This window comes from bacterium (assembly GCA_037147175.1).
In the GTDB taxonomy this organism is placed as follows: domain Bacteria; phylum Cyanobacteriota; class Vampirovibrionia; order Gastranaerophilales; family UBA9971; genus UBA9971.
Window position 1 is genome coordinate 1 of the sequence record JBAWVS010000001.1, and the last position, 21,022, is coordinate 21,022.

Annotated in this window: 19 protein-coding genes and 2 tRNA genes; 11 read left to right on the forward strand and 10 right to left on the reverse strand. The window is 33.5% G+C overall.

Going from position 1 to position 21,022, the window contains the following annotated elements; all coding sequences use genetic code 11:
• The first annotated feature begins 221 nt into the window (after positions 1-221).
• The 3 genes from WCG23_00005 to trmFO all read left to right on the forward strand — a co-directional run bounded on the left by WCG23_00005 (position 222) and on the right by trmFO (position 2,908).
• Entirely contained in the window at positions 222-605 is a 384-nt protein-coding gene (locus WCG23_00005; protein MEI8388243.1) for a hypothetical protein, read from the forward strand.
• A 213-nt stretch (positions 606-818) separates the two neighbouring features.
• Complete coding sequence (mazG, locus tag WCG23_00010; protein ID MEI8388244.1) at positions 819-1,604, forward strand: nucleoside triphosphate pyrophosphohydrolase; 786 nt, start codon at positions 819-821, stop codon at positions 1,602-1,604.
• On the forward strand, positions 1,601-2,908 hold the full coding sequence (trmFO, locus tag WCG23_00015) for a methylenetetrahydrofolate--tRNA-(uracil(54)-C(5))-methyltransferase (FADH(2)-oxidizing) TrmFO (protein ID MEI8388245.1): 1,308 nt from the start codon (positions 1,601-1,603) through the stop codon (positions 2,906-2,908). Before mazG ends, trmFO begins: the two co-directional genes overlap by 4 nt.
• A 32-nt stretch (positions 2,909-2,940) precedes the next feature.
• On the opposite strand, the gene clpX is transcribed toward trmFO, so the two are convergent.
• From clpX to WCG23_00040, 5 genes are all read right to left on the reverse strand, one after another.
• The gene (gene clpX / locus WCG23_00020) at positions 2,941-4,281 is read right to left on the reverse strand and encodes an ATP-dependent protease ATP-binding subunit ClpX (GenBank protein MEI8388246.1); all 1,341 of its coding nucleotides are present in this window, start codon (positions 4,279-4,281) and stop codon (positions 2,941-2,943) included.
• 28 nt (positions 4,282-4,309) lie between these two features.
• A complete protein-coding gene (gene clpP, locus WCG23_00025) occupies positions 4,310-4,918 on the reverse strand; it encodes an ATP-dependent Clp endopeptidase proteolytic subunit ClpP (GenBank protein ID MEI8388247.1) in 609 nt (202 codons plus the stop codon).
• Between the two features lie 36 nt (positions 4,919-4,954).
• On the reverse strand, positions 4,955-6,268 hold the full coding sequence (gene tig, locus WCG23_00030; protein MEI8388248.1) for a trigger factor: 1,314 nt from the start codon (positions 6,266-6,268) through the stop codon (positions 4,955-4,957).
• Between the two features lie 298 nt (positions 6,269-6,566).
• Positions 6,567-6,638, reverse strand: a tRNA-Gly gene (locus tag WCG23_00035).
• Positions 6,639-6,783: 145 nt separating this feature from the next.
• Positions 6,784-7,791 (reverse strand): Gfo/Idh/MocA family oxidoreductase, encoded by a 1,008-nt coding sequence (locus tag WCG23_00040; GenBank protein MEI8388249.1) that lies wholly within the window; start codon positions 7,789-7,791, stop codon positions 6,784-6,786.
• Between the two features lie 152 nt (positions 7,792-7,943).
• Here WCG23_00040 and alr point away from each other — a divergent pair, with 152 nt between their 5' ends.
• Positions 7,944-9,101 (forward strand): alanine racemase, encoded by a 1,158-nt coding sequence (gene alr, locus WCG23_00045; GenBank protein MEI8388250.1) that lies wholly within the window; start codon positions 7,944-7,946, stop codon positions 9,099-9,101.
• Positions 9,102-9,105: 4 nt separating this feature from the next.
• Here alr and WCG23_00050 read toward each other — a convergent pair whose 3' ends face one another.
• Positions 9,106-9,366 carry a hypothetical protein gene (locus WCG23_00050; protein ID MEI8388251.1) on the reverse strand — a complete coding sequence of 87 codons (261 nt, stop codon included), beginning with the start codon at positions 9,364-9,366 and terminating at the stop codon, positions 9,106-9,108.
• A 331-nt stretch (positions 9,367-9,697) separates the two neighbouring features.
• Between WCG23_00050 and WCG23_00055 the strand changes: the two genes are divergently transcribed.
• The 3 genes from WCG23_00055 to WCG23_00065 all read left to right on the forward strand — a co-directional run bounded on the left by WCG23_00055 (position 9,698) and on the right by WCG23_00065 (position 13,432).
• Positions 9,698-12,226: an ATP-dependent Clp protease ATP-binding subunit gene (locus WCG23_00055; GenBank protein MEI8388252.1), complete on the forward strand. Its 2,529-nt coding sequence runs from the start codon at positions 9,698-9,700 to the stop codon at positions 12,224-12,226.
• Positions 12,227-12,246: 20 nt separating this feature from the next.
• Positions 12,247-12,534 carry a hypothetical protein gene (locus WCG23_00060; GenBank protein MEI8388253.1) on the forward strand — a complete coding sequence of 96 codons (288 nt, stop codon included), beginning with the start codon at positions 12,247-12,249 and terminating at the stop codon, positions 12,532-12,534.
• Positions 12,535-12,667: 133 nt separating this feature from the next.
• Entirely contained in the window at positions 12,668-13,432 is a 765-nt protein-coding gene (locus WCG23_00065; GenBank protein ID MEI8388254.1) for a hypothetical protein, read from the forward strand.
• 7 nt (positions 13,433-13,439) lie between these two features.
• Here the strand turns inward: WCG23_00065 and WCG23_00070 are convergent, their stop codons facing one another.
• Both WCG23_00070 and WCG23_00075 read right to left on the reverse strand, forming a co-directional pair.
• Positions 13,440-14,462 (reverse strand): hypothetical protein, encoded by a 1,023-nt coding sequence (locus tag WCG23_00070; protein MEI8388255.1) that lies wholly within the window; start codon positions 14,460-14,462, stop codon positions 13,440-13,442.
• A 61-nt stretch (positions 14,463-14,523) separates the two neighbouring features.
• On the reverse strand, positions 14,524-15,984 hold the full coding sequence (locus WCG23_00075; protein ID MEI8388256.1) for a fumarate hydratase: 1,461 nt from the start codon (positions 15,982-15,984) through the stop codon (positions 14,524-14,526).
• Positions 15,985-16,103: 119 nt separating this feature from the next.
• Between WCG23_00075 and def the strand changes: the two genes are divergently transcribed.
• From def to WCG23_00090, 3 genes are all read left to right on the forward strand, one after another.
• Positions 16,104-16,700, forward strand: a complete 597-nt coding sequence (gene def, locus WCG23_00080) for a peptide deformylase (protein ID MEI8388257.1) — start codon at positions 16,104-16,106, stop codon at positions 16,698-16,700.
• Positions 16,701-16,725: 25 nt separating this feature from the next.
• Positions 16,726-17,724 carry a methionyl-tRNA formyltransferase gene (gene fmt / locus WCG23_00085; GenBank protein ID MEI8388258.1) on the forward strand — a complete coding sequence of 333 codons (999 nt, stop codon included), beginning with the start codon at positions 16,726-16,728 and terminating at the stop codon, positions 17,722-17,724.
• Positions 17,725-17,796: 72 nt separating this feature from the next.
• Positions 17,797-17,870 (forward strand) — tRNA-Pro (locus WCG23_00090).
• A gap of 147 nt (positions 17,871-18,017) precedes the next feature.
• On the opposite strand, the gene WCG23_00095 is transcribed toward WCG23_00090, so the two are convergent.
• Entirely contained in the window at positions 18,018-18,233 is a 216-nt protein-coding gene (locus WCG23_00095; GenBank protein MEI8388259.1) for a hypothetical protein, read from the reverse strand.
• A 170-nt stretch (positions 18,234-18,403) separates the two neighbouring features.
• On the reverse strand, positions 18,404-18,613 hold the full coding sequence (locus tag WCG23_00100; protein MEI8388260.1) for a helix-turn-helix transcriptional regulator: 210 nt from the start codon (positions 18,611-18,613) through the stop codon (positions 18,404-18,406).
• 163 nt (positions 18,614-18,776) lie between these two features.
• Between WCG23_00100 and WCG23_00105 the strand changes: the two genes are divergently transcribed.
• Positions 18,777-21,020 carry a WG repeat-containing protein gene (locus WCG23_00105; protein ID MEI8388261.1) on the forward strand — a complete coding sequence of 748 codons (2,244 nt, stop codon included), beginning with the start codon at positions 18,777-18,779 and terminating at the stop codon, positions 21,018-21,020.
• Positions 21,021-21,022: the final 2 nt, after the last annotated feature.

Here is a 21,022-nt window from a genome sequence, read left to right on the forward strand (position 1 = left end):
GTTGAGCAAAGCGAAACATCTGTCCTTTTTGGGTTTTAAGCTTAAATACTTTTTTAGACAGATTCTTCGGGCTTTAGCCCTCAGAATGACAATACCAATATTTATTTAGATTTCGACTATTTAGCAATTCGGGTTAATTATCAGATAGATGAAATTCTTATTGACAGGCAATTACAACAAAAAATAATTAGCTGTGAAGGTAAATTAAAAATGGAGAAACAGTGTTAAATTTTTTGTTCAACAACATAAAATGCAATCATAACAAGATTTATCCTTTTAGTGACGGAACTTTTTGTCCTGATTGCGGACAGGAAATAAAAATTTCGTGGCAGCTTTTGCGTTGTGAATGCTGTTCTTCAAAAAGAAATGTCAGGGTTTTCTTTAATAAATTATTGCCCGAAGAAAAATTCTGTAAAAAATGCGGCAGTTCTGAATATTATATTGAGACAAAAGAAAAAATCGAATTTTTTGATTATGAATACGCCATTATTTTGAAAGAAGAAGTAAATACAAAAATAAAAATTAAAAAAACTTTGCAAATTTGGATAGAAGAAGAAAATGTTCGGCAGGTTCTGCGCAAACCAAAATTGCTGACAGTGTTTTAGTAATCAATTTTTTCAGTCTGTCATTCTGAGGGTTTTAACCCGAAGAATCTGTCCGGTAAGCATTTTTAGCTAAAATCATAAATTGGACAGATCCTTCGCTTTGCTCAGGATGACATTCTCAAAAATCAATGTTTGCAATAATTTTAGCTAATTGGCGACTCGAGTTATTTAGCGATGAGAGTTAATCAGAATTTTTTATAGTAATATATTTATATGAATTTAGATGATTTAAAAAACTTAAAACAGCTTATTGAAACAATTTCAATCTTAAGATCGCCGCAAGGGTGTCCATGGGATAGGGAGCAAACGCATAAATCCTTGAGAGAAAACCTTTTGCAGGAAACTTATGAAGCTCTTGATGCAATAGATAAAGAAAACGATGATAATTTAAAGGAAGAACTCGGAGATGTTTTGCTTCAGGTGGTACTTCATTCGCAAATAGCTTCTGAAGAGAATAAATATACTATAGAAGATGTGGCAAAAGGCATTACAGATAAGTTAATAAGACGTCATCCGCACGTTTTTTCGGATATAAAAGTAAAAGACTCTGATGAAGTAATGGTTAACTGGGAAAAAATTAAGAGAAAAGAAAAACCGGAGCGAAATTCCGCTCTTTCAGGTATTGCTGAAACAATGCCGGCTCTTATGGTTGCGCAGGAATTAAGTAAAAAAGCGGTAAAAACAGGTTTTGAGTGGCCTGATGAGTCGTCTCTATGGGATTGTTTCGAATCTGAAATTAAAGAGTTTAAAGATGAAATTGTCGAAAATAATCAAAAACTTATGGAAGAAGAATTTGGCGATATTTTATTTTCTCTTGTAAATGTTGCCCGCTGGCATAAAATTGATCCTGAAATTGCCCTTATTAACGCCAATAAAAAGTTTAAGGCAAGATTTCAGCTTATGGAAACACTGGCATCAAAGGATCTTGCCGAATACAATATTGATGAGCTTGAAGAGTTCTGGCAGAAAGCCAAAGAAGAGTTGAAAAATAAAAAATGAAAGTAAAAATTATTGGCGGTGGATTAGCCGGATCAGAAGCAGCTTTGCAACTTGCAAAAAAGAATATTAATGTTGAATTATACGAAATGCGTCCTGAAAAAACAACAGGCGCACATCAAACAGATAAACTCGGAGAATTGGTTTGCTCTAACAGCCTTGGGTCAAAAGATTTAGGGGCGGCAAGCGGACTTTTGAAAGAAGAGTTAAGAATGCTCGGCTCTTTTCTCATAAAATTTGCCGATGAAAGCAGTGTACCTGCGGGAAATGCGCTTGCTGTCGACAGAGATATATTTTCGGAAAAAATTACTAACGCCATAAAATCAAATGATTATATAAAAGTTTTTAATGAAGAAATTACCGAAATTCCTTCGGATTGTCCAGTAATTATTGCCTCTGGCCCACTGACCTCAGATGGGTTGACGAAAGAAATAATTAACTTTACAGGTGCTGATAATTTGTATTTCTTTGATGCGATTGCTCCGATAATTGAGAAAGATTCGGTGAATTTTGATAAGGCTTTCTGGGCAAGCCGCTATAATAAAGGCGAAGCTGCTTATATAAACTGTCCTATGAATCAAGCAGAGTACGAAAAATTTTATGAAATTATTACGACTTCTCCTAAAATTGAACTTAAATCCTTTGAAAAAGATGCAAAGTTCTTTGAATCTTGTATGCCGATAGAAATTATGGCTTCAAGAGGCAAAGATACTTTAAGATTTGGTCCTTTAAAACCTGTAGGTCTTATTGATGATAGAACAGGAGATAAAAATTTTGCTGTGGTTCAGTTAAGGCAGGATAATAAAGCTGCAACTTTATATAATTTAGTCGGGTTTCAGACAAATTTAATATGGGGAGCCCAAAAAGAACTTATTCACAGTATTCCCGGACTTGAAAATGCCGCTATTGTCAGATACGGCGTGATGCACAGAAATACTTTTATACACAGTCCTTCGGTGATTGATTCTACTTTGCAGTCAAAAAAAAGACTGGATTTGTTTTTTTCCGGGCAAATAACCGGTGTTGAAGGATATACAGAGTCTATTGCTACAGGACTTCTCTCAGGAATAAATATGAGCAGGTTTATAAACTCAGAATGCTTGTTAAAACTTGATTCAGTATCAATTTTAGGGGCTTTATGCTCTTATATAACCTGTCATGAACACAAAAATTTTCAGCCCATCAATAGTAACTGGGGAATTTTAAGTCCTATGGAAATGGATAAGAAAACGAAAAAAGACAAGAAGCTTAAAAATAAGCTTCTTGCCGATAGATCTATAAATTTTATGAAGGATTTGGGATTTTAATTACAAGCTGTCCTGTTAAAATTCCCGCTTCGCTAAGCTATTTCTTCATCTATTTGTTCTGATTTCGCAGTTTTTCTTAGTTTTTTGACTTTATGATTCTGAAGAGACTCTATAGCCGCACTTTTTTTGTTTTCAACCATTTCAGGTGTAACTTTAATCTCGCTGATATCATCTCTTGAAGGAACTTCATACATGATATCGAGCATAATCTCTTCAACTATGGATCTTAAAGCCCTTGCGCCTGTTTTTCTCTTAAGCGCTTCAACCGCAATAAGCCTTATAGACTCGCTTTCAAACTGAAGGTCTACATTATCCATTTTTAAAAGTTCCTGATATTGTTTAAGAATGGCATTTTTAGGCTCTGTAAGTATTTGAACCAGAGCTTTTTCGTCTAAAGGATCAAGAACTGCATAAACAGGAACTCTTCCGATAAACTCAGGAATTAAGCCGAATTTGATTAAATCATCGGGAACCATTTTTTTAAGCATTTTTGCTGCGGTAAGCTCTCTTTCATAGGCAGCTTTCGGAGTTGTGGCACCAAAACCTACAAGTTTACCTGTGCCGGCTCTTGCATCAACAATTTTTTCAAGCCCTACAAAAGCTCCGCCAACAATAAACAAAATATTACTTGTATCAATCTGAATAAATTCCTGATGAGGGTGTTTTCTTCCGCCTTGCGGAGGAACATTTGCAACAGTTCCCTCTATCATTTTCAAGAGAGCCTGTTGAACACCTTCACCGCTTACATCTCTTGTGATGCTGGGGTTTTCAGATTTTCTTGCAATTTTGTCAATTTCGTCAATATAAATAATCCCTCTTTCGGCTTTTGCTGCATCGTAATCAGCACTTTGATAAAGCCTTAAAAGAATGTTTTCAACGTCATCGCCAACATAACCTGCTTCTGTTAAAGTTGTGGCATCAGCAACAGCAAACGGAACATCAAGCATTTTAGCCAGAGTTTGGGCAAGAAGGGTTTTTCCGCTTCCTGTAGGTCCTACAAGCAAAATATTACTTTTTTGTATTTCTACTTCTTTATTTTTATTATCAGCAATAGATAAATTATGGTTTATTCTCTTATAATGATTATAAACGGCAACGGCGAGCTGTTTTTTCGCATCGTCCTGACCGATTATATGCTGATCAAGATATAATTTGATATCATAAGGTTTCGGAATTTCTGCCAGTTTTGGGGCTTCAGCGTTTTCTTCTTTTTCTTCACTGGAATCAAGAAATTCTTCATCAAGAATTTCATTACAGAGATCGACACATTCATCACATATATACACTTCCGGACCGGCTATTAATTTTTTTACCTGATCCTGTGTCTTGCCGCAAAAAGAGCACTTTAAGCGCGCATCATCTCTTTTAGCCATAAATTAAGTTTCTCCTGCGTTAAAAAAACTAGAGATTATCAGAAACTTCTTTCTTTTCAATCTTAGTTATTACTTTGTCAACCATTCCATATTCTAAAGCTTCTTCAGGGGTCATAATATAATCCCTGTCAGTGTCTTTTTCGATTTTTTTGAAGCTTTGTCCTGTATGCTTAGCAAGAAGCTCATTAAGAGTACGTTTAATTCTTCCTATTTCAGCGGCCTGAATTTGAATATCTGTTGCCTGACCCTGCGCACCGCCTAAAGGCTGGTGAATAAGGATTCTTGAATGAGGAAGTGCCATACGTTTTCCCGGAGTTCCTGCTGCCAGAAGGAAAGCGCCCATGCTTGCAGCCTGACCAAGACAAATTGTATTTACATCGGCTCTTATGTGCTGCATTGTGTCAAAAATTGCTAAACCTGCTGTTACACTGCCACCGGGGCTGTTAATATAAAGCATAATGTCTTTTTCCGGATTTTCCGAATCAAGAAGCAACAGCTGTGCAACTATGAGGTTGGCTATCATATCATCAATAGGTGTTCCGAGAAAAATTATTCTTTCTCTTAAAAGTCTTGAGAAAATATCAAAAGATCTTTCTCCTCTACTTGATTGTTCAATTACTACAGGCACAAATCCCATTGAAATTACCTTTCTATAAACAAACTAATATTTACATTAAACTTTTGTTAAAGTGTCTTCAATATATTTTACTTCATTATTCTCAACAAGATAATTAATTATTTTTTGACTCATTATTTGTTGGGATAATCCTTGCGCAATAGCCGGACTTTGGGCCATTTGCTCATAAATAGCTTTTTCATCGGAGTTATAAACTCTTGCAAGCTCTTTTACTTTTTCTGCAAAATCTTCTTCAGTCAGCTGAAGATTTTCTGTTTTTGCCACGGCACTAAGAACCAAACTGGTTCTTACACGTTTGGCAGCTTCTTCTCTAAGGCTGTTCCACGTGTTTTCATGTCCTTGTTGTTCAAGAACCTGTTCCCATGAAATTCCCTGACTTTTGAATTTTGCCTGAACTTCTTCAAGAAGTGTTTTTGCTTCTCTATTAACCATAGAATCAGGAATATCAACGTTAGCAGAATCAACTACTTTTTCAAGAACAGCTTTTTCTGTCCTGATTTTATTTTCATTTTCTCTTGATTTTTCTAGATATTTTACCATATCTTGCTTAAGGTCTTCCAGTGTCTGGAAAGGACCGACTTTTTGAGCAAGCTCATCATTTATTTCAGGGGTGATTTTCTTTTTAATTTCATTGATTTTTATTGTAAACTCAGCGGGTTTGCCGGCTAAAGTTTTGTCATGGTAGCCTTCAGGGAAAGTTACATTGATTTTAAACTCTTCACCCCTGTTTTTTCCAACGACTTGTTCGGCAAATCCCGGAACGAAATGGCTGTTTGAAAGGTCAAGCTGCTGATTTTTTCCTGCTCCGCCTTTTATAGCTTCACCGTTAACTGTTCCGTTGAAATCAATTATGACTATATCGCTGGTTTCTGTGGGTCTGTCCACTATCGGCTCCAGAGTAGCAAATTTTTCGGAAAGAAGTTTTAATTCTTTTTCGATTACGTCATCGGAATGTTTAAATTCAGGTACTTCAAATACCTGACCTTTGTAGTTTACGAGATTAACTTCTGGTTTAACTTCCAGTCTTGCATTAATTGAAACGGGTTTGCCCAGTTCAAAGTTGTAATTTTCAATAACCGGTTCTGTTGTCAAGTCAAGTTGATGTTCACTTATTACATCGGCAAATATATTCGGCAAAAGAGCATCAAGTACTTTTTGCTGTATTCTTCCGACTCCAACATGTTTTTCTATCATTGAGCGTGGAGCTTTGCCTTTTCTGAATCCGGGGATATTAACATTTTCGCCTATTTTGCGGCATGCTTTATTGTATTCCTGAGCTGCAACATCGGCACTAACTTCGATGTTAAGCTTGAATAAGTTATTTTCCTGCTTTTCTAAATTTACTTTCATAATTTTTCTCTTATATTAACTGCATCAATTTATTGTGTAAATTTCCTGTTTTTAAAAAATTAAGTCAAGTGTATAATTTTCCACTTATAATAGTACACTTTAAACATTCTAAAGTAAATCTTTCTTGAATTGAACGTTAATTTAACTCTTATTTTAAATATAGACTTAAATTATAATAAAAATTTAATTATAAGAACTCGAACTATTGAAGGATATTTTTTTGATAAAAACCAAAAAGAGCAGAATAAATATAATAATCCGCCCTCTTTGTATAAAATTTGTTCTGATTTTTTAAAAAAGCGGGAAACGAGGCTCGAACTCGCGACCCCCTCCTTGGCAAGGAGGTGCTCTACCACTGAGCTATTCCCGCAGAATTGTGAAACGGTCGTATAAAAACCGGAAAAACGTTTTTGGTCGTTTGGAAGGTTTTTAGCTTACCCATCATAGTTTACATAAATTATACATGCGAAAGATTTAAATACAAGAGTTCCTGACTTAAATTTTTCTTAAACCCTTTACCCTTGTTTTGTCCTTGAAGAAACAAGCTTAATATCAGATATTTTGCCGTATTTATTTCCGAGCATGATTTTTTCGGCTTCTTCAAGAATTTTTACCACTTCATAACCGTTGAGACCGTCACTTCGCGGTTTAATTTTATTTTCTATGCAGTTAAGAAAATGCCGGCATTCAAGTTTCAGAGGTTCTATTTCGATGTAGTCGGGGGTTTCTATAATTCTTTTTTCTTGAGAAAAGTTATCATAGACAACAAGTTTGTTTTCAGGCAAGGTATCATCAAGAACCGCTGTGGCTTTAGTCCCTCTTGCGATAAGCATAACGTGCTTAACGGGATGAATCCAGCTATCGCTTAAGTGAACAAGAATATTATCCTCAAAATCAACGTCTAAATGAGCAATATCAATTATTCCATCATTATTTACCGAAGTGCCAACCGCTGATCTGACGTTTAAAGGTTTTTTGTCAATGATATAGGCCGCCATAGACAGGTCATGCGGTGTTAAATCCCACATTACACTCCTGTCATTTCTGAAAAAATTGACATTAAGCCTGTCGCTCTGAACATATATAATATCGCCGAGAACGCCTTCTTTAATCAGCGTTTTTAGTCTCGTAACGGCCGGATGATAAAGCAATAAATGCCCTACCATTAAAACAAGACCTTTTCTTTCTGCTATTTCGTTTAATTCTTCTGCTTCATGGCTGCTGGTAGCTATAGGTTTCTCAACATATACGTTTTTTCCTGCTTCAAGCGCTTTTTTTACCAGACTGTAATGTGTGTGGCTTGGAGTTGCTATTACAACGCCTTTTATGTCTTCTGTGTCGAGGACTTCATCAAAATCTTTTGTGCCAATAACTTCGCTATACTGGGATGTAATAGTATTAAGCGTTTCAGAATCCATATCACAAATGCTGTGTAAAGCCTCAAGGTTGTAGAAATTCCTTACCAGATTTCTACCCCAGACTCCGCAGCCGATTATCGCTACTTTTGTTCTGTCAGCACTCAAACTTATACGCTCCTATATATATCCTCTTTCAGTTTAAAAAATAAAGAAAATTAGTCAACAAATACATAAAATAAAGACACAAATTTTAATTATATTATTGAAACCTGTCAGTAAAGCAACTACAATTTAAATTGAAAATGATGAGAGGAAAAATGTCGCAATTCAGAAAACCATTTGTTCAAACAAGGCGTGATGCGTGGGTTGAGATAAACCTTGCACACATTGAACATAATATTAAAACATTAAAAAACTTTACATCTTCCGAGACAAAGTTTTTGGCAGTTGTCAAAGCGGATGCATACGGGCATGGATCTACCATGACAGCGCCTACTTTGCTTGCATCAGGGGTTGATATGCTTGGAGTTGCTTCTGTTGATGAAGGAATCCAGCTAAGACAATCGGGTGTAACTGCGCCCATACTTGTTCTCGGTTCAACTCCGGAATGGGCTATAACTTCTGCCACCGAGAATAAAATACAAATTTCTGTTTTTACAGACAGCCATATTGATGCCTGTATAGATACTTATAACAGGTTATCCACCTCCGCTTCGCAAAAAAAACCGCAGGTTCATATAAAAGTTGATACAGGCATGAATAGAATAGGTCTTTTTTATAAAGACGCTTCTCAATTTGTTAATAAAGTTTTGAATACCGAACAAATAGAATTAAAAGGCGTTTTTTCTCATCTTGCCTGCGCGGAATGTCTTGAAAAAAGCGAAATACAAAAACAAAAATGGCTGGAGGTCATTAAAGATATAGATAATAAAAATATTTTGAAGCATATAGCTAATACAGCAGCCCTGATAAGCTATAAAAACATGCATTATGACATGGTAAGAGCAGGTATAGGAATTTACGGTCTTATGCCTGATTTAAGCCCTGATATAGTCAACAAGCCCGAATTAAAACCTGCTATGAGTCTTAAGGGAAGGATTATTTTTCTTAAGGAGATTGAGAAAGAAAACGGCATAAGCTACGGACACAGTTTTGTTACGGAAAATGAAGTTACAAAAATTGCTACAATTCCGATAGGTTACGCGGACGGAATTTCGAGAAATCTTTCAAACAAAATTTACGGAATTCTAAACGGTAAAAAAATAAAACAAATAGGCAATATAACAATGGATCAGATGATGTTTGATGTTTCAAATGTTGATGTCGCTGAAACAGGGAATATAATTACTCTTGTAGGACAAGATGGAGATGAGTCAATTCATATTGATGAATGGGCAGATTTATTAGGCACAATAAATTATGAACTCACATGCCAGCTAAAAGTCCGCCTTCCAAGAGTTTACACAAGAGAATAATATTTTAGGCTTTAACGTTAAGTTTTTGGCATATTTTATCAAGCTTATTATCCATTTCGGCAAGTTTTATAGAGGTAGCCATACTAATATCAAAAGTCCTAAGTGTTGAATAATCAATTAAATCTTTTCTTTTGTCTATTTTTAATTTATTCACGGTTTCTTCTAAGAAACGATCAGAAGGAGTAGATAAATTTAAAAATTGCTTAATAGCCGCATGTGAACCTGCATTAGCAGAGGCATTGTAAAAAGATTGAAGTCCGTCCATTTTTAATTTCTCCTTTTTTTGATTTTACTAAACTAAATTTTAACTTCTGAATATATAAATCATGTGAATAAAAAAAATTGACAGCAAAATTCATGCGAAATTTTTGATATTTCCGAAAATTCACTTGTGGTAATGGCTTGGGTGCAATAACTTGCCTTAATACTTCTTAATATTTTAAAGATTTTAATCAGATAACCGATAAAAAAATAATATATTAAATTGATTAATATATTATTCTGATTGTGCGAAAGCGGCATACTGTAGTAAAATAAATAATTATCATTTTGTTTAAATTCTTATTAAAGTTATATCTATAAATTTGGAGAATTATATGTTTGAACGTTTTACCGAAAAAGCAATCAAAGTAATCATGTTGGCTCAAGAAGAGGCACGCAGACTTGGTCATAATTTTGTTGGTACAGAACAAATACTGCTCGGACTCATTGGGGAAGGAACAGGGATAGCGGCAAAAACCCTTAAAGCTATGGGAGTTAACCTTAAAGACGCAAGAATAGAAGTGGAAAAAATTATAGGACGAGGTTCAGGCTTTGTGGCTGTTGAAATACCCTTCACTCCCAGAGCAAAACGTGTACTGGAATTGTCATGGGATGAAGCAAGACAGCTCGGACATAATTATATCGGAACAGAACATCTTCTTTTAGGTTTAATAAGAGAAGGCGAAGGGGTTGCGACAAGAATTCTTGAAAATCTTGGAGTTGACCTTAATAAAGTAAGAAGCAACGTAATTCGGATGCTCGGCGAAACAAGAACAGGAGCACCAACTTCTGCCACTGCAAGCGGAGGAAGAAGTAAAACTCCTACGGTTGACGAGTTCGGTACAAATCTTACACAGGCAGCGCAAGAACAGCGCCTTGATCCTGTTGTAGGAAGAGAAAAAGAAATCGAAAGATTAATTCAAATTTTAGGCCGCCGCACAAAAAACAATCCTGTTTTAATAGGAGAACCCGGTGTCGGTAAAACAGCTATTGCCGAGGGTCTTGCTTTAAGGATTGTCAATAACGAAGTGCCTGAATTTCTTGAAGATAAAAGAATTGTCCAGCTTGACATGGGGCTTTTGGTCGCCGGTACAAAATACAGGGGCGAATTTGAGGAAAGACTCAAGAAAATTATGGATGAAATAAGAGGAGCAGGAAATGTAATCCTCATAATCGATGAAATGCATACATTAATCGGTGCAGGTGCGGCAGAAGGAGCTATTGACGCTGCAAATATTCTTAAACCTGTCCTTTCAAGAGGAGAATTACAGGTAATAGGTGCTACAACTCTTGATGAATACAGAAAACACGTCGAAAAAGATGCCGCACTTGAAAGAAGATTTCAGCCTATCTATATTGAACAGCCTTCAGTTGATGAAGCTATCGAGATTATAAAAGGTTTAAGAACAAAATATGAAGAGCATCACAAGCTTATAATTTCTGACGCGGCAATAGACGCGGCTGTTAAGCTTTCAGACAGATATATTACAGATAGATTTCTTCCTGATAAAGCTATCGACCTTATTGACGAAGCAAGTTCAAGAGTCAGGCTTCAAGCAAGTTCGCTTCCTCCTGAAGGAAAAGAGATTGAAAAAGACCTTAAACAGGTTATCAAAAATAAAGAACAATCCATCAGAAATCAGGAATTCGAGAAAGCAAGCCAGTTAAGAGATAAAGAAGCTGAACTTAAAGATAAAATCAGGGAAATTTCTCAAAAATGGAAAACCGAGCAGGAAGCTAATAAATCTGTGGTAACAGAAGAAGAAATCGCGATAATTATAAGCACATGGACAGGAGTTCCTGTTACAAAACTTACAGAAACAGAATCTGAAAGACTTCTTAAGCTTGAAGAGCTGCTTCATGATAGAGTTATCGGTCAACATTCTGCTGTTGTTGCTATTTCTAAGGCAATTAGGCGGGCTCGTGTCGGACTTAAGAGTCCGAACAGACCTGTTGGAAGTTTTGCTTTCTGCGGCCCAACGGGTGTTGGTAAAACAGAACTCGCAAAAGCTCTCGCAGAATCAGTTTTTGGTTCGGAAGATAACATAATAAGAATTGACATGTCGGAGTACATGGAAAAACATGCCGTAAGCAAACTTATAGGCTCTCCTCCGGGATATGTCGGTTATAATGAAGGCGGACAGCTCACTGAAGCAGTAAGAAAGAAACCTTACTCCTTGATATTATTCGATGAAATTGAAAAAGCCCACCCTGATGTGTTTAATATGCTTCTTCAAATCCTTGATGACGGAAGACTTACCGATTCCAGAGGGCGTGTGGTTAACTTTAAAAATACAATTATAATTATGACAAGCAACGTTGGCGCTCGAAGCATGGAAAATCCGTCAAAATTAGGGTTTGCTGTTGCCGAAAATGAGGAACAGGACAGATATGAAAAAATGAAAGACACCGTAATGGAGGAGCTTAAAAAAGCTTTCCGTCCGGAATTCCTCAACAGGCTTGATGATATAATTGTCTTTGCGCATCTTACAAGACCGGAAATCAGACAAATCGTTGATATTATGCTTTCAGATCTTCTTAAAAGACTTACTGCTCAGGAAATCAAAGTCGAGGTGCTTGAGCAGACAAAAGATTATCTTGCAGAAGAAGGCTACAGCCAGACTTATGGTGCAAGACCTCTTAGAAGGCTTATCCAGAAAAAAATCGAAGATCCGATTGCAGAAGAAATTCTTACCGGATTGTACAAAGAAGGAGATGTCTTACAGGTGAAGCTCGAAGGCAAAAAAGTTGTTTTTGAAAAAATTCAGGGGCCTCCTCCTAAAAAAGACACACCTGAAACAGAAGAAAAAGAACTTCCGGCAACTCCTGAAGCTAAATTGACGAAAGAACAGGAAGTAGAATAATTTGGTCGAAGGAATTAATTATGCCTGATGAAGACCCTAATATCAAATTATTAAAAGAATTGATCCAAAATCCAAAAATTGGAGAAATTCTGCTGCACTATAAAAAAATCACTATTGAACAATTATGCGAAGGGCTTGAACAACAAAAACAAGTAAATCTTCCTATTGGACAAATTTTAATACAAATGAATATTATCACCGAGAATGAGCTTATCGAGCTATTATCAATACAATCTAATATTGATAAGATAGTAACTGAAAGTTACAATGAACTCGAAAAGTTAAAAAATGAAAAATCAGATATATAATAAGATTTTCTCCGTCTTTATTCTTTTATTTTCAGCGGTTGTCCTCTTTGCAAGTGTAATTGTGCTTATAAAATACTTTATTGTTACATTATCAGGCTTACATGACCCCGTTTTTAAATTAGTAAAAAGTATTTTGAGTGAAGAAAATACAAAAAAAGACCTGATTCCTCAGATTATTGTTATTTTTAAGCTTATTTCGCTAATAATTTCAGGCGGACTTATTCTTGTAATTTATTCAACTCTTTCAACGGTTTTTAGCTGCATTTTTTACAAATTTTGCAGTCGAAAACATAAAACAATCAATCATCCTTTAGAATTTTCTATCATAAAAGGGATAAAATGGAATTTTTACAGGCTTTTTCTTGTATTGATGCCGCCTTTTTTAGTCAAAGCAATAGCCACAGTTTTATTAGCTGCTTCAATTTTATTATTTAACTTTTTACTTAAAATTGTCGCCATAAGTGTTAGCCTTACTGCTTTTATAATGAGTTTCATTTCTTTTGGCCTGATGTTTTTGTTTATGTTGTCATTAATTGTTTCTTTCTGGCAGATTTTTTCAACTCTTTTTGGCACGGAAATAGCTGTCAGTGAACCTAGATTAAAAAATAAAACTATTGAAAAACGCTCTAAAAAGCTGATTTTAGCTAATCATTATAATATTTTGCTTTGTATAAGTTATTTTATGATTAATTTAATTATAATTTTTCAGATAAAATATGCCTTAACAACAGATTTTTTGATTAATTCCTTAAATCAAAAGGTTTTTAATCAGGTTATAATATTTAATTTGCTTTGTATACTTGTTTTTGAGTATTTCAAAACCTCAGGATATGTAAATTCATTAATAGAATATAATCATAAAATATCAAAATGCCCTATAAAAGTGATTACATCTTAAAAATTTGTTAGGTTTTCGCTGTTGTATAACTGTTTAAAAGTTCACTGTAACGTTTTCTTTCTTTTATATTTATATTATAGCTATTAATATTTGCCTTTTGCTCCTGAGTTGTGCTTTCAAACGGAATCAAACTTTGTAAAGAAAGTTTATTTTTAATTATAACTTTATCATCTCTACGAAACATCATTATTAGATTGTGAGGATCATGCGTTAGTGCATAGTTATAGTCTGGATGACCAGGCATACGGACTTTATCAAAATATTTAAGTTCTTCTTGAAAAGCAGTAAAAATTGAATCAAGCGATTTTAGATTTTTAGATTTTTTCATTTTATTAATTAATTCGTCAGGTTCAGTACCAAATAAAGTTTTGATCTTTGTTGCAGCGCTGCGGGCAAATTCAGCATTTCCACCTTTACAAATTTGCAACTCATTTGATAATCCCAAAAGATACATACATTTTAATTGTTTGGAATAGAATTGATCAGCTTCAGGAGAACCACTTTCAAGAGGTCTTTTTTCATATTTAATTTCTTCAAGAGTTATTTTGCGTAAATTATTATAAAAATCTCTTACGTCTTGATTTATATATTTTTTGGCTTCGGCAAGTAGTAAATTTCTCGCCTCTTGCCCATTTTTTATTCTATCTTCGGTATTTTGTAAATTAGCTTTAATAGAGTTAATTTCTCTTTCTTCAGCAGACTTAATTCTTGAAGGACTTTCTTGACTTTCCTGAACAATCGGTTTAATTTCTTTTACAACCTGTTTTATTTCTTTGTTAGCAGCTTTTGAAGTTCTATGGTTTTTGTAAAAATAAATAACCCCGCTTATTAAAGCTAAAGCTCCTGCTCCTATAGCAAGTAACTTGTTATAGGCTTTTTCGGGTTTTTCCTCAACGGGTTTATTCTTAGAAAAACTTACAGTGTCTTTTATTTGAGTTTCAACAGGCGTGGATTTCTGCAAATTTACAGGCTTATTTAAAGAACTTTGTGCAAGTATATTTTTATTTAAAGAATTAGGATTTACAGACATAGTTTTTTATTCCATGTTTTCTTATATATATTTAAAAACAGGAATATTAAAAAAATTGTTATTACAACTTAAAAATATTATTTCCATCACTGTCTATGGCTACAGTTACAGGAAAATTTTCTATTTTAAGCTTATAAATAGCCTCTGCTCCAAGTTCAGGGTAGGCAATAACTTCGGCTTCTTTAATTTTGCTTGCAAGAAGACAGGCCGTTCCACCTGTTGTAATAAAATAAACCCCTTTATTCTTCTTTATGGATTCAATCACTTCTTCGTTTCTTTTTCCCTTGCCGATTGACCCTATAAGACCTCTATCCATTAAAGCTGGAGTGTATTTATCCATTCTGGCAGCAGTTGTAGGGCCTGCCGGACCTATAATTTCGTTTTCTATCGGGGGGCAGGGGCCTACATAATAAATTATTTTATTTTTTATATCAAAAGGCAATTCTTGACCATTATTAATAGTTTCAATCATTTTTTGATGTGCCGCATCTCTTGCCGTATAGATATAACCGTTTATAGAAACCCTATCACCTGCTTTTAAGAGTTTTATTTCTTCAAAATCATCTACCTGCACTTTATTAATATTTTCTTCGACATTGGAAGTTTGTCCAAATTCGTAGTCAGGCTGAAATTTATATTTAACTTCATCCTCAAAAACCTCGGCAAAAGCGTAACGCGAAGCATGACAGCTAAAATTTAGAGCCACCGGAAGTGCTGCAATATGGGTAGGATAGCTTAAGATGTTTACACCAAAGACTGTTGTATCTCCGCCAAATCCACTTGCCCCTATTTTAAGCTCATTTGACATTTTTAAAATTTTAAGTTCCATCTGCGAAACTTTATCATCTGACAGCTCAAGTTCTTCTTCTGATTTTACAGGTTGCAAAAGGGCTTTTTTAGACAAAAAAGTTGCATAATCCATAGTTCCGCCTATTCCGATTCCCAGTCTAACAGGCGGACAGGTATTTCTGGCCGAATTTTTAACGGCTTCCACCGCAAAATTTATAATTTCATCGGCTCCGGCAAAAGGTTTAAGCATTTTAATAACACCCATGTTTTCACTACCGCAGCCCTTAATTACCAGTGAAAGTTTAATGGTATTTCCCGGAATTATTTTTGTATGAATTACGGCAGGAGCATTTGTATTTGTATTAGTTCTTTCAAAGACAGGGTCTTGAACTATAGAATACCTGAATTTGTTTTTTGTGTAAGCTTTTTCAATCCCGAGATTTATCGCATCTTCGAAATTGCCGCCATCCAGATGAACATTTTGACCAATTTCGGCAAAAACAACCACAAAGCCGGTATCCTGACAAATAGGTCTTTTAATTTCAGAAGCTATTTTCATGTTTTCAAGTATTTGCCACAGAACATTTTTTGATTCTGTAAAACTTTCTTTTTTATAAGCATTATAAAGTTGTTTATATACATCCTGAGATACATATAAATTGGCGTGTTTACATAATTTTGAAACTATTTCCGTTATTTTTTCAGTGTTTATAAAACTAATATCCCTGCTCATCAAAAAATCTTTTTTTATTCTCTACCTACTACCAAACAACTAAGAACTTTATGATATCATTTTATTGTTAGGAAAGTAAATTAAAAAAGTTTGTATAAAAATAAGGTTTCAATGTAAAAATGGCTGTACTCAAGGTTATAACTTACGGGAATAATATTTTAAGAACTCCTTCGAAAGAAGTGCTTAAAATATCAGCAAAAATTCAAAAACTTGTAGATGACATGTTTGACACAATGTATGCAAATAACGGTGTAGGGCTTGCTGCGCCCCAGGTGGGTTTTAATTACAAAATTTTTGTGATTGATGATTCGGGAGAAGAAGAAATACCAAGACCAAAAGTTTTTATAAATCCGAGAATTGTTAAAAAAGACGGAGCGGTAAACAGCTATGAAGGTTGTTTAAGTTTTCCCGAGGTTTATATAAATGTTAGGCGTTGCGAAAATATTGTTATCAAGGCAAAGGATATAAAGGGAAGACCATTTACTGTTGAAGCAAAAGGCGGTTCTCTTTTAGCAAGGGCTATTCAGCATGAAAATGATCATCTCGAAGGAAATCTTTTTATAGATCACACCAGAAATAGGTTTGAAACAGAAAATATACTTCAAGAAAAAGGTCTTCCTTCGATAGAAGCGGAAAAACTTCTTGACGAACAGGAACTTGAAGAAAAAATTCAGAAACATGAAGCCGAAAATACTCCGGTTCCTGATTTAACGTGATAAAAATTCATTGTAGTGGAGCAAAATGAAAATAATATTTTTTGGAACCCCACAAATAGCTGTTCCATCTCTTAAATATTTGATAAAAACCTCTGATATAGAAGTTATTGCTGCAATTACGCAACCTGATAAACCTTGTGGAAGAGGAAAATGTATTTCTTCTTCCCCTATAAAGCTTGTTGCTCTCGAAAAGAATATTCCTGTATATCAGCCAACATCAATAAGAAAAGATGCAGAGTTAATAAAAACACTTAAAGAACTTGAGCCTGACTTTTTTATAACTTTTGCTTTCGGGCAGATTTTAAGTCAAGAGCTTCTTGATATCCCGAAATTTGGTACAATTAACCTGCATGCATCGCTTTTGCCTAAATACAGAGGTGCAAACCCCATACAAGCACCTATTATAAACGGTGATAACTATACAGGAATAACTACAATGCTTACAGAAATAGGTGTTGATACTGGACCTATCGTGCTTCAAAAGGTTATAGAAATCACAGAAAATATGGATGCTGTTGAATTAACGGAAATAATTTCCAGGTTAAGTCCTGAGTTGATTTATGAAAGCATTGTAGGTTTGTATAATGAAAAAATCAAAACAGTTTCTCAAAAAGATGAAGAATCAACACATGCTCCAAAAGTTATAAAAGATGATGGCATTATTAATTGGAGTGAATCAGCAGTTCAAATTCACAATAAAGTAAGGGGATTAAAGCCATGGCCGTCTTGTTTTACATACATAAACAAGACTTGTATAAAAATTACAGAAACACGGCTTTGTGAGGAAAAAAATACAGAAGGAAGCTTTGGGGAAATTGTTGGCAAAACAGGAAAGGGCATTAATGTAATTACAGGAGCAGGTATACTTACTATCACAAAGGTTCAGCCTGCCTGCAAAAAGGAAATGGATGTTTTGAACTGGTATAATGGTGCAAGAATTGAAAAAGGAGCTTGTTTTAGATCCTTCTGCGAATCAGAAGCCGAATGTGCTTACGAAACTTCTTGTGAAATTTTTGAGAAATAAAAAAGATTGAGGATTGAAAAAACTTCTTCATCGGAATACTATTAGTAAAAGTTTGAAAATTTTATAAAAAATCGGGACGTAGCGCAGCTTGGTAGCGCACTACCTTGGGGTGGTAGGGGTCGCAGGTTCAAATCCTGTCGTTCCGATTCTTTTTTTAACTGCATTTCAGCAATAGCAAAGATTTTAAGATAATTTTCATGCCTGAAATCAATTTTGATATATTTATATAAATTTAAATTATTTTTATATATTTTGATGTATTGTTGCAACAAAATTGCAACAAAATAAATTGCTTAATTTTCAGATTGTTTCTGCTTTATTCGTTCAATTATGTTTTTTAATTCATCATCATGAAAGACTTGATGAATTAATTCATTTACGGACAAATCAAGGTCTTTAGCGTAGCCATTTAAAAGCTCTCTATCTTTAATGTAAATAGTAGCTTTTGTTGTGGTTTTTCCTGTTTTGGGTCTTCCTGAACCTTCTCTTGTTCCGCCACGATGAGACATATTAATTAATTCTCCTAATATTTAAAATCATTTTAGCATTTACTTTAAGAAAAGGATAATGGTTGTAAATAATCGGCTATACCCCGCCCCTTCAAGATAAACGGGTATTCTTTATTTTTACATAAGGCGGAAACCCTTTAAACAGAGGGTTTTCAGGCATGATTTTTGTTTTAAAAGCCTTTGAAAAAATCTTCTAAAGAAATTTCTAGTGCTTCAGTTATTTTATAAAGAGTAGCAACTTTAAGTTCACTTTTAGCACTTTCTATTTCGCTTAGTGTGCTTTTGCTAATTTCGCTAAAATAAGCTAATTTTTCAAGAGTTAAACCTTGCTTTGTTCTTAGTTCTATTATTCTATTAGCGATTTTTTCGTTTAAATTCATTATTAATTCCGCATTTATGATGTGTTTATAATAATGAATTTTCTTGCTACAATGGTTCGGTCGACCGAATAACGAAGAATAATATTTGTCATTTTAATTGAATGTATATTTATATTATAGTTGTATAAATAAATTTAAGAAAATATAGTGAGAGTTGTTTATTATGCATAAAATATTTAAATCCTTATTAGTTGTCATTTCATTTTTAACAGTAATAACATTAAGTGGTTGTGTAAATGTTGAATCACAAATAACAATAAACAAAGATGGAAGTGCTGATGTAGAATACAAACCAATGTTTAATCAGGCAATGATGGGATTTGCTGGGAATGCTTTATATGAAGTAAAAACAAATGCGGAAAAAAGTGGTTATAGTGTTTCAAGTCTCAATGAATATGGCATGGTAGGTTTAAAAGCAAAGAAACATATTGAAAATTTAAATGAAACTGATATTGATGGGTTGCCTAATTGTTTTATCAAAGAAAACAACAAATTTATAACAGTTAATAAAGGTTTTTTTACTGATAAATATGATATTGATATAAAAGTTGACCTTTCTAGCAAAAATAATGATTCTAACGAAAATAATCCTTATTTTAATGAGATTGAAAATTCTGCAACTCAATCAGCAAGTTTTAGTTTTATATTGAATTTACCCGTAAAATCTGATAGCAATAATGCGAGTAACGTTACAAATCAAGGAAAAAATCTTAAATGGAATTTAATATATGGCAATATTAATGAAATTCAAGCAGAATTTAAAATAATAAAACCAATAAATATAGTAATTGCAATTATTTTAGGTGTATTAGTTCTTTGTTTAATAATATTTCTTGTTCTGAAAAGAAATAAATTAATAGAAATTTTAAATAAAATTGATTTAATAAATGTTTTACGGTCTGTTATCTCAAATAATATTAATTTAATTAAAAAAACAGTTAAAGTTGTCTTATTTATATTACTGTTATTAGCTTTAGGCTATTTAAGTTATATTGGTTATGATAAATACGTTGAAAATATAAATAAAGTTGAACTTTACCCTATTTTAGAAAATGGTAAATGGGGTTATATTAATAAATCAGGAAAAATTGTTATAAAACCACAATTTGCCACAGCAAGGGGATTTGCAAACGGTTTAGCAAGGGTAAATATTGGGGGTCAAACAAAAAATTATGAAAAATATATATTAAAATGTTTTTATGAAATAAGACCAAAATTTAAGATGAAATCGTTAAATGAGGTTGTTAATATTTGTGTAGAAGAAACTTCAAAAAATGATGTTACAAGAATAAATCGGATTTTAAACACGTTTTTGTACGGCGGAAAATGGGCATATATAGACAAAAAAGGAAACTTTTTAATTAAACCAATCTATCAAGAAGCTTTGGCTTTTGGAAATCCTTATTTTAATAAAGACAATGAATTAGCTCCTGTAAAAACAACTAACAAATGGGGATATATAAATAAACAAGGTAAGTTTATTATAGAACCGCAGTTTGAAAAAGCTGAAGGCTTTTCAGAGGATTTAGGATTAGTTAAATTTGAAAATAAATATGGATTTATAGATAAAAAAGGGGATTTTATTATAAATCCCCAATTTGACAAAGCTTTATCTTTTTCAGAGGGTTTTGCCCCTATAAAAATAGGTAATAAATGGGGGTATATAAATAAACAAGGAACGGTTATTATAAAGCCTAAATTTGATGAAGTTTCTCCATTCTTTGAAGAATTAGCAAGTGTAAAAGAATCAGGCAAATATTTTTATATTGATAAAGACGGAAAACAACTCTTTAAAGATAAATATAAAAGTGCTTTTAGATTTTCTGAAGGATTGGCGGGTGTAAACTTAAATAATAAATGGGGATTTATAAATAAACAAGGTAAATCCGTTATAGAACCTCAATTTGATGAAGTAGGATATTTTTCAGAGGGTTTTGCCCCTATAAAAATAGGTAATAAATGGGGGTATATAAATAAAACAGGGAAAATTGTAATTAAATTGAAATTTATTCAAATAGATAATTTTTATAATGGTTTAGCTTTAATCGTAATGAAGGATAAAAAGTTTGCATATATAGACAAAACAGGAAAAATTATTTATCAAACTCCAGAAAAAGAAAAAATTAAAATTGTCAAAAAAGAAACTTCAAAAACAATAACTATTAATAAAAATCAAGACGAAAAACAGTTATCTAAAGAAACTAATAGTAAAGTATCTAAATCTTCAAAGAATACTGCAATAATCAGCAATAAAATAAATAAAAAGCCTGTTAAAAAAAATGAATCTCTTATTAAAGTCAGCAAAAAGACTAATTATATTAATGTCAATAATATTAAATCTAATAAAACCAATAATCATGATTCAAAAAATACTGTAAATACAAACGATTTATTATTAGGGGAATAAAG

Coding starts and splice junctions, on each gene's coding strand:
- WCG23_00055 (MEI8388252.1), top strand. CDS start 9,698: ATGTTTGAACGTTTTACCGAAAAAGCAATCAAAGTAATCATGTTGGCT.
- tig (MEI8388248.1), bottom strand. CDS start 6,268: ATGAAAGTAAATTTAGAAAAGCAGGAAAATAACTTATTCAAGCTTAAC.
- WCG23_00070 (MEI8388255.1), bottom strand. CDS start 14,462: ATGTCTGTAAATCCTAATTCTTTAAATAAAAATATACTTGCACAAAGT.
- clpX (MEI8388246.1), bottom strand. CDS start 4,281: ATGGCTAAAAGAGATGATGCGCGCTTAAAGTGCTCTTTTTGCGGCAAG.
- WCG23_00095 (MEI8388259.1), bottom strand. CDS start 18,233: ATGTCTCATCGTGGCGGAACAAGAGAAGGTTCAGGAAGACCCAAAACA.
- clpP (MEI8388247.1), bottom strand. CDS start 4,918: ATGGGATTTGTGCCTGTAGTAATTGAACAATCAAGTAGAGGAGAAAGA.
- alr (MEI8388250.1), top strand. CDS start 7,944: ATGTCGCAATTCAGAAAACCATTTGTTCAAACAAGGCGTGATGCGTGG.
- WCG23_00100 (MEI8388260.1), bottom strand. CDS start 18,613: ATGAATTTAAACGAAAAAATCGCTAATAGAATAATAGAACTAAGAACA.
- WCG23_00060 (MEI8388253.1), top strand. CDS start 12,247: ATGCCTGATGAAGACCCTAATATCAAATTATTAAAAGAATTGATCCAA.
- def (MEI8388257.1), top strand. CDS start 16,104: ATGGCTGTACTCAAGGTTATAACTTACGGGAATAATATTTTAAGAACT.
- WCG23_00050 (MEI8388251.1), bottom strand. CDS start 9,366: ATGGACGGACTTCAATCTTTTTACAATGCCTCTGCTAATGCAGGTTCA.
- WCG23_00075 (MEI8388256.1), bottom strand. CDS start 15,984: ATGAGCAGGGATATTAGTTTTATAAACACTGAAAAAATAACGGAAATA.
- trmFO (MEI8388245.1), top strand. CDS start 1,601: ATGAAAGTAAAAATTATTGGCGGTGGATTAGCCGGATCAGAAGCAGCT.
- WCG23_00105 (MEI8388261.1), top strand. CDS start 18,777: ATGCATAAAATATTTAAATCCTTATTAGTTGTCATTTCATTTTTAACA.
- mazG (MEI8388244.1), top strand. CDS start 819: ATGAATTTAGATGATTTAAAAAACTTAAAACAGCTTATTGAAACAATT.
- fmt (MEI8388258.1), top strand. CDS start 16,726: ATGAAAATAATATTTTTTGGAACCCCACAAATAGCTGTTCCATCTCTT.